This window comes from Mycobacterium scrofulaceum (assembly GCF_002086735.1).
Classification (GTDB): Bacteria; Actinomycetota; Actinomycetes; order Mycobacteriales; family Mycobacteriaceae; genus Mycobacterium; species Mycobacterium scrofulaceum.
The window spans coordinates 1-8,073 of the sequence record NZ_MVIJ01000098.1 but is presented as its reverse complement, the minus strand read 5'-3'; the positions used below and the strand labels follow the sequence as shown (position 1 = coordinate 8,073).

Genomic DNA, 8,073 nt, shown 5'->3' with positions numbered 1-8,073 from the left:
CGCGCCGGCCAACGCAAACTCATCGGCGGCCAAGAAGACCAACTCATCGACATCGCCCTCGAAATCAAACGCGAGCAGCACACGGTGTGACGCACCTGGTGGATGGCACGTTGGCTGTGCAGCAACAAGTGTCGCCGAACGCCATCCAGCGCCAGTCATAACACCACCCGGTCAGCGGAACACCGCGGCGTGCCAACCGCAACGCCGTGGCAGGCTGGCAACGTGACAGACACTTCCGAACGGCTCTTCCTAGGCGAGCAGGACGTACGCGAAATCCGCCTACCGGAAGGGATTTTGCGCTATTACGACACCGGCCCGGAGGCCACGGCGGCGCGGCCGCTGCTGTTTCTGCATGGCTCGGGTCCCGGAGTCACCGGATGGCGCAACTTCCGCGGCATACTGCCCACCTTCGCCGAGCACTTCCGCTGCATCATCCTGGAATTTCCCGGTTTCGGCGTCAGCGATGACTTCGGCGGCCACCCCATGGTCATGGCATTTGGCACCGTATCGCCGTTCCTGGATGCGCTCGGCGTCGAAAAGGCGCACATCGTCGGCAACTCGATGGGCGGGGGTGTGGGCATCAACTTCGCTATCCACAACCCCGATCGTGTCGACCGGCTGGTCACGATCGGCGGGATCGGCATCAACATCTTCAGCCCCAGCCCGAGTGAGGGCATCCGGCTGTTGCAGGAGTTCGTCGAAGACCCGACTCGGCAGCGGCTGGTCGACTGGCTCAAATCGATGGTGTACGACCAGTCCCTGATAACTGACGAACTGGTCGAGGAACGCTGGCAATTGGCCACCGATCCGGACACCCTGGCCGCGGCGCGCCGCATGTACGGCAAAGCGGCGTTTGCCGCGATGAACACCGCGATGGCCGCCTCCGAAAACCCGATGCCGTGGGCGGTCCTGCACAAGTTGACTGTCCCCACGCTGCTGACATGGGGCCGCGACGACCGAGTGAGCCCACCGGATATGGCGCTGATCCCGATGCGCACCATCCAAGACGCCGAACTTCACGTATTTCCCAAGTCCGGGCACTGGGCGATGATCGAAGCGAAGCAAGCCTTCGAAAGCGCCGTGCTGGCGTTCCTCTCACGGCAGCATTCATGAAGCGGCGACGGGAACGCCGCGTCACCAGTCCTGCCAAGGGATGATCGTACGCAGCGGCGTGCTGATCACGGTCTGCCCCAATGTTGCGGCCCGCAGTCGGGTTTCGGCTGCGGCGCTGCGGTCGCGCACGAGTCGTGAGGTGGCAATCGGTTCACCATCGAGGTAGAGCACCCGAACCCGCAGTGCTCCCCGGGCGTCAGTGGCGCCAACTCGCCGAAGGCCGAGGCCGTCATCCTGATGGCGGTCGAGCGAAAAGATCCACGCCCCGGCCACTCCCGGGAGATTGAGTAGTTCCGGGATGAGTACACGGTCTTCCCAACGATGATTCTCGTGGGTGTCCGTCCCAAGCGGGTCGGCGAACCTGGTCACCGTCAGGTGCAACCCGCGATTCGGCCGATACGGAATCACCCCCGGCGACACTAAAGAAGATGCCGCCGCGTAGCCCTTGACGGGCCGGAAGAACGCCAGCAATGTCCGCCGTACGCCCGGAATCATGGGGCCGCGACCCCACTCGAAGGAGTCCGTGCCCAATTGCTCCCAGTCCCGTACTGTGTCGGCAACGGGATTGCGAAACCAGTACATGGCGATGTAGTCCGTGTCCGCCTGCTCGGGCTCCGCGATCGAGTCGGCACGGCACTCAGCGGTCCGCGCCCACCGATCACCCCACGCGACTCCCGGTAGCGCCAAGTTCTCCGGTCGATGGTCGAGTTGATGCCATTCGTTGTAACGGCGGTGCAGATCTGGCTCCGGATCGTCCAACGCAACGAAGGAAAAGAACGCCAGCGGAGCGTCTTTCACGCTACGCCCTCCTTATAGTTGAGTCGCACCGGCGTCGACGGGCAGCGTGACCGCGGTGATATAGCGTGCCTCGTCGGAAGCGAGAAACAAAGCGGCGTTGGCGACATCCACCGGTTCTACCCACGGCACCGCGAGCATGTTCATGCGAAGGGCCGCTTCGGCGAACTCGGCACGCGTGGGCGTCCTGTCGAGGTCGGGACGAAAGGCGCTGCGCACTGCGTCGTTTTGTATCAGTGGAGTGTCGACATTGGTCGGATGGACGCAATTGACTCGGACGTTGTGCGGCGCAAGTTCTTTGGCCAGGCTCTGCATCAGGCCGACCACGCCGTGCTTGGCCGCGGTGTAATGGGCGACGCCCACCAGTCCGCGAAGTCCTGCGATCGAATTGGTCAGGACGATCGCACCTCCACCTTGCGCAATCAGGTGCGGCGCAGCGGCCCGACACGTGTGCCACACACCGGTGAGGTTGACATCCAACATAGTGCGCCAGGCCGTTTCGGTGAGGTCGAGCGCAAGTGCCCGCGAGGTGACCCCAGCGGTGGCACACACCACGTCCAATCTTCCCAGCCGTCGCACACCGCGCTCGGTGGCCGCCTGGACGCCGTCGAGGTCGCGCACGTCGACGATCTCCGTATGTATTTTGGCGCCGGTATCGCGTACTTGGGCGGCGGTGTGCTCGAGGTCATCGAGTGTGCTGTGCGGAACCACCACTGTGTCAACGGGAGCGCACACGTCGAGGGCCACGATATCGGCGCCCTCCTGGGCTAACCGCACCGCCTGCGCACGCCCGATTCCCCGCGCCGCGCCCGTGATCAGGGCCACCTTCCCGGCGACCCTGCCGCTCACGTCGCAACCTGCGTCATATCGGCACGCCTAGGTTGGAGTTCCCCAGCGCCGTTCATGCGCTTAGAACTCAATGTGGATGTTGTCGGTCACTGGCCGGGCTTGACAGCCGAGGATCAAGCCATCGGCGCGGTCTTCGGGTCCCAGCACATCTCCACCGGCCATATCCACCTCGCCGGAAATCAGGGTGGCCACGCAGGAGCCGCAATGTCCTTCACGACACGAGTGCGGCACATTGATCCCGGCGTCAAGCATCGTGTCGACCAGGGTCCGGTCGCGTCGCCATTGCAGTCGATGGAGAGCACCGTCCAACTCGACGTCTACCGTGGCCACCTCGACGTCGGTGCACAGCGCAGCGCCTTGTTCTTCGACATCTGCCATGCGGCTGATCCTTGCCACGTTGGTGCGTGATGTCTTGGTCGAATTCCGATGGACGGGAGGTCACCATCCCGGCGTCCAGTCACCGGGACGTCTCCTGCGATTCCGGGCGCAGCGGCTCTACCGTCGCTGGTTGTGACCAGTAGCACGAACGACGGGTTGGAGCAGGGCATCGACGTGGTGGTCGTAGGTGCCGGCTTTGCCGGGCTTTACGCCCTGCACAAGCTGCGCGCCGACGGGTTGACGGTCAAGGTGTTCGAGGCCGGTCCCGACGTGGGTGGCACGTGGTATTTCAACCGGTATCCCGGCGCCCGCTGCGACGTCGAGAGCGTCGACTACTGCTATTCGTTCTCCGATGACCTGCAACAGGAGTGGGACTGGTCGGAAAAGTACGCCACCCAGGAGGAGATCCTTCGCTACGTCAACTGGGTGGCCGATCGGTTGGATCTGCGCCGCGATATCGTCTTCAACACCCGTGTCGCCTCGGCGGTTCTCGACGAGCAGCGGCTGCGGTGGACGGTGACCACGGATACCGGGCAACGGGTGAGCGCGCGGTTTTGTGTGATGGCGACGGGCCCACTGTCCGCGGCGATGACCCCACCTTTCGCCGGACTGGAGAACTTCACCGGCGAGATCTACCACACTGCGGCATGGCCACACGAGACAGTCGACTTCACCGGTAAGCGCGTCGCGGTCATCGGGACGGGATCTTCGGGCATCCAGTCGATCCCGATCATCGCGGAACAAGCCGCGCAACTCTACGTCTTTCAGCGCACCCCGAATTACAGCGTCCCCGCGGGCAATCGGCCTCTCACCGACGAGGACCGGGCCCGGGTCAAGGCCAATTACGCCGAACGCAGGCGCTTATCATGGCGCAGCGGCGGCGGCTCACCACACATCGCCCATCCGAAACTGACGATGCAAGCCAGCCCCGAAGAGCGGCGCGAGGCGTTCGAAAAACGCTGGGATCTCGGCGGGGTGCTGTTCTCCAAAACCTTCTCCGACCAGATGATCGACCCGGACGCCAACGAGGAGGCGCGCAAGTTCTATGAGGAGAAGGTGCGGGCCATCATTGATGACCCGGCGCTGGCCGAATTGCTGATCCCCACGGATCACCCGATCGGCACCAAGCGAATCTGCACCGACAGCAATTACTTTCAGACATTCAACCGCCCTAACGTGACACTGATCAGTGTGCGAAACACGCCGATCGAATCTGTCGATGCCACCGGCATCAACACCAGCAACGCCCATTACGACCTGGACATGATCGTGTTGGCTACCGGATTTGACGCGATGACAGGGGCATTGGCGAAAATCGACATCGTCGGCCGGAGCGGCAAGCGGCTGCGCGATGACTGGGGCAACGGTCCGCGAACCTATTTGGGTCTGAGCATTGACGGCTTTCCCAACTTGTTCGTCGTGTGCGGCCCCGGCGCGCCGGCGGTGCTGGCCAACATGGTGCTGCACGCCGAGGCAAACGTGAATTGGATCGCCGACTCGATCAGATACCTCGACGATCACGGCTACGCAGCGATCGAGGCGACTCCCGATGCGGTGGATAACTGGGTCGCCGAATGCGCGCGCCGAGCCGAGGCCACCCTGTTCACCAAGGCCAACTCCTGGTACATGGGCGCCAACGTGCCCGGCAAGCCGCGGGTGTTCATGCTGTTTCTCGGCGGGTTTGGGACCTACCTCGACATCTGCAACGAAGTCGCCGAGGCCGGGTACAAAGGGTTTTCGCTGATCAAGGCGCCATGATATCGAGCCTGTCTGGTCGTGCGGCGCTGGTGACGGGCGCTGGGCGCGGCACCGGCCGCGCCCTGTGCGAGCGATTCGCCGACGAAGGCGCCGATGTCATCGCGGTGGACGTGCCGGCGGCAGCAGAAGACCTCGAACAGACCGCCGCCGCGGTGGCGCAGCGCGGCAGACGCGCGGTGACGGGTCTGGCCGATGTCAGCGACTTGGGCGCACTGACCGGCGCGGTGGATGCCGCCGTCGCCGACGTGGGACGCCTTGACATCATTGTCGCCAACGCCGGAATCCATACCACCCACGCCCCGACGTGGGAGATCACTGCCCAGAGTTGGCAACAAGCCCTCGACGTCAATGTGACCGGCGTCTGGCATACCGTCAAAGCCGCCGTCCCGCACCTCGGCGAGGACGGCGGCTCGATCGTGATCATCGGCTCTACCAACGCCGTTCGCGGTACGGCCAACACCGCCCCGTACACCACGAGCAAGCATGCCGTGGTTGGGCTGGCGCGCACGCTCGCCAACGAGCTCGGCCCGCGCGGAATTCGCGTCAATACTGTTCACCCGGGAGCCGTCGGGACCTCGACGGTGCTCAATGAGGCGACGTTTAAACGTCTTCGGCCGGACCTGGCCAGCCCGACGGCGGCCGACGCCGCCGAGGTGCTCGCAGCTCGCCATCTGCTCCCGGTGCCGTGGGTGGAACCCGGCGACGTGGCCAATGCCGTGGCGTTCCTGGCCTCCGACCATGCCCGCTACATCACCGGCACCGAGCTCGTCGTTGACGCCGGCCTGTTAGCCAAGGCCTAGGAGCGACGCGGATGGGAACCTACGCCGTCACCGGATCGGCATCGGGCATGGGCCAGGCCGTCGTCCGCAAACTGCGGGCCGCGGGTCACCGCGTGATTGGCGTCGACATACAGGACGCTGACGTCGTCGCCGATCTGTCCACTCCCGACGGGCGCAGGACGGCCGCCGCTAGCGTGTCCGCCGCCAGCGAGGGTCGGCTCGACGGTGTCGTACTGGCCGCTGGTGTGGGCCCCACCCCGGGTGCCGGTAGCGCCGGCCGGATCCTGGCGGTGAACTTCTTCGGTGTGGTCGAGCTCCTAGAGGCATGGCACCCGGAGTTGGCGGCAGCTGGCTGCGCCAAGGTTGTTGTAGTGAGCAGCAATTCGACCACGACCATGCCGTTGGTGCCCCGGCGTGCCGTGCGGGCGTTACTGGGCCGCGATCTCGGGAAGGCCGAGCGGGCACTACGAGTGTTCCGATCGGCCGCCCCCTCGATGGCCTACGGGGCGTCGAAGATCGCGGTAGCGCGTTGGGTGCGGCGCACCGCAGTCACGCCGGCGTGGGCGGGTGCGGGTATCCGGCTCAATGCGATCGCCCCGGGCGCGGTGATGACCCCGCTGCTCGAGCGACAGTTGGCCACACCGCGTGAAGCCAAGGCCATCCGCGCGTTCCCGGTCCCGGTCGGTGGGTTCGGTGACCCCACGCACCTCGCGGACTGGATGGTGTTCATGTTGTCGGATGCCGCCGCCTTTCTCTGCGGCAGTGTTCTTTTCGTCGACGGCGGGTCTGATGCCTACTTCCGCGCCGACGACTGGCCGGCCCGCGTCCCCACTCCGCGACTGCCGCGGTATATGTGGCGGTTGCTGAGGTTTGGCCGTCGGCGATAGGTTTGACGACGGTAATCACCGGGCGGCTGGCCGTTTCATGGTTGACGTCGCACGCCCATCGCGCCGCAGACGGGCGCGGCCCACTCCAGGGTCGACGAGTACCTGACGTGCTCGTCGAAAGCAGCGGCGATGTCGACCGGCATCGCCACGGGCAGTCGGCGGGTCAGATCGACGTGGACAAGGACCATCTCAATTGTCGCCGATAGACGTTTCCGGTACCGATCCACGGCGAATGAGATCATGTGCACCACCTTGGGTGAGCGGTCGAGGACGCGGGCGTAGAGATCGGCCGTGTCATCTTCGATCAGCTCGCTGTAGTAGCGCAGGTGGTGCTCGACGGTGAAGAGGCCGAGCTGTCTGTCAACCCGGTAGGCGTCGTCGACCCCGATTTCACGCACCAACGCATCTGCGGCGGCCGAACCGAAATCCAGATAGTGCAACACGTTCATGTGCCCGTTCCCATCGATCAAGTCACGGGACACGGTTCGCGCGACGGCACAGGGCAATTGGGCCATCTGGGCGGCCGACGGCAGGGTTTGCTTTTCCGGCATCGGGGCCTGCGGCCCGCGGCCGCATCCAGAGGCTCGTCCCTGGGCCTGGTCCATAGGCACTGAGGCTAGGCCTATCGACAGGTCCGAGCTGCCCTGCCTCCCGGCTACCGGACGAAGCCAGAAGGCTGTCGGTGGTGTCGGACCGCTGGCAGTCTCGGTTGAGCGCGTAGCGGCACCTCACGTTCTGATCTCGGCGTCCGCTCACCGGGAACGGCGTCCGGTGCGGCGCAGACATCGATAGATCATTACTACGCCCACAGACGTAAAGGACAGCGATATGAGCGAGCGGGTAATCGACCGGGTCGTGGCGATGGCCGATCAGTTGCGCGAGCAGGCCGCCGAGGCCGAGCGGATCGGCCGGCTCACCGACGACACCGTCAAGCTGATGAAGTCGGCCGGCCTGATCCGGCTTTTGCAGCCCAAGAGCCACGGCGGCCTCGAGGTGCACCCGCGCGAGTTCGCCGAGACGGTGATGGCGACGGCGGCGCTGGACCCGGCGGCCGGCTGGATCGTCGGCGTGGTGGGTGTGCACCCCTACCAGTTGGCGTACGCGGACCCGAAGGTCGCCGCCGAGGTATGGGCCGATGACGTCGACACCTGGATGGCGTCGCCGTACGCACCGCAGGGGGTGGCCAAGCCGGTCGACGGTGGCTACCTGTTCAACGGCCGCTGGCAGTTCAGTTCCGGCACCGACCACTGCGACTGGATCATCCTGGGCGCGATGCTCGGCGACGAGCAAGGAAAGCCGTTGATGCCGCCGCAGATGCTGCACATGATCTTGCCGCGCAAGGACTACGAGATCGTCGAGGACTCGTGGAATGTGGTGGGGCTGCGCGGGACCGGCTCCAAGGACGTGATCGTCTCCGACGCGTTCGTCCCGGCCTATCGGACGATGGACGCGACGAAGGTGATGGACGGCACCGCCCAGCGCGAGGCCGGCATGACCGAGCCGCTGTATCTGAT

General features: G+C 65.1%; 10 protein-coding genes. 6 read left to right on the top strand and 4 right to left on the bottom strand.

Annotation, left to right across the window (positions count from 1 at the left end; all coding sequences use genetic code 11):
* The coding region (locus BST44_RS28395) for a 4-hydroxy-2-oxovalerate aldolase family protein (RefSeq protein ID WP_142274729.1) at nt 1-90 on the top strand (90 nt) is incomplete at its 5' end.
* Nucleotides 91-222: 132 nt separating this feature from the next.
* Nucleotides 223-1,113, top strand: coding sequence for an alpha/beta fold hydrolase (locus BST44_RS28390; RefSeq protein ID WP_083180006.1), 891 nt, complete (start codon nt 223-225; stop codon nt 1,111-1,113).
* Between the two features lie 21 nt (nt 1,114-1,134).
* Here BST44_RS28390 and BST44_RS28385 read toward each other — a convergent pair whose 3' ends face one another.
* From BST44_RS28385 to BST44_RS28375, 3 genes are read right to left on the bottom strand one after another with little or no spacing between them, the layout of a single operon-like run.
* Nucleotides 1,135-1,911 carry a hypothetical protein gene (locus tag BST44_RS28385; protein ID WP_083180005.1) on the bottom strand — a complete coding sequence of 259 codons (777 nt, stop codon included), beginning with the start codon at nt 1,909-1,911 and terminating at the stop codon, nt 1,135-1,137.
* A 12-nt stretch (nt 1,912-1,923) separates the two neighbouring features.
* Entirely contained in the window at nt 1,924-2,757 is an 834-nt protein-coding gene (locus BST44_RS28380; RefSeq protein WP_083180004.1) for a mycofactocin-coupled SDR family oxidoreductase, read from the bottom strand.
* A 60-nt stretch (nt 2,758-2,817) separates the two neighbouring features.
* A complete protein-coding gene (locus tag BST44_RS28375; RefSeq protein WP_083180003.1) occupies nt 2,818-3,135 on the bottom strand; it encodes a 2Fe-2S iron-sulfur cluster-binding protein in 318 nt (105 codons plus the stop codon).
* A gap of 132 nt (nt 3,136-3,267) precedes the next feature.
* Between BST44_RS28375 and BST44_RS28370 the strand changes: the two genes are divergently transcribed.
* The 3 genes from BST44_RS28370 to BST44_RS28360 are packed head-to-tail and all read left to right on the top strand — an operon-like array spanning nt 3,268 to nt 6,559.
* Nucleotides 3,268-4,893, top strand: a complete 1,626-nt coding sequence (locus tag BST44_RS28370) for a flavin-containing monooxygenase (RefSeq protein WP_083180002.1) — start codon at nt 3,268-3,270, stop codon at nt 4,891-4,893.
* Nucleotides 4,890-5,693 carry a mycofactocin-coupled SDR family oxidoreductase gene (locus tag BST44_RS28365; RefSeq protein WP_083180001.1) on the top strand — a complete coding sequence of 268 codons (804 nt, stop codon included), beginning with the start codon at nt 4,890-4,892 and terminating at the stop codon, nt 5,691-5,693. The genes BST44_RS28370 and BST44_RS28365 overlap by 4 nt, the downstream gene beginning before the upstream one ends.
* An 11-nt stretch (nt 5,694-5,704) precedes the next feature.
* Nucleotides 5,705-6,559, top strand: coding sequence for an SDR family oxidoreductase (locus BST44_RS28360; protein ID WP_083180000.1), 855 nt, complete (start codon nt 5,705-5,707; stop codon nt 6,557-6,559).
* 35 nt (nt 6,560-6,594) lie between these two features.
* Here BST44_RS28360 and BST44_RS28355 read toward each other — a convergent pair whose 3' ends face one another.
* Nucleotides 6,595-7,074: a thioesterase family protein gene (locus BST44_RS28355; RefSeq protein ID WP_279628995.1), complete on the bottom strand. Its 480-nt coding sequence runs from the start codon at nt 7,072-7,074 to the stop codon at nt 6,595-6,597.
* 313 nt (nt 7,075-7,387) lie between these two features.
* Here BST44_RS28355 and BST44_RS28350 point away from each other — a divergent pair.
* On the top strand, nt 7,388-8,073 hold a 686-nt coding region (locus BST44_RS28350; RefSeq protein WP_500684511.1), incomplete at its 3' end, for an acyl-CoA dehydrogenase family protein.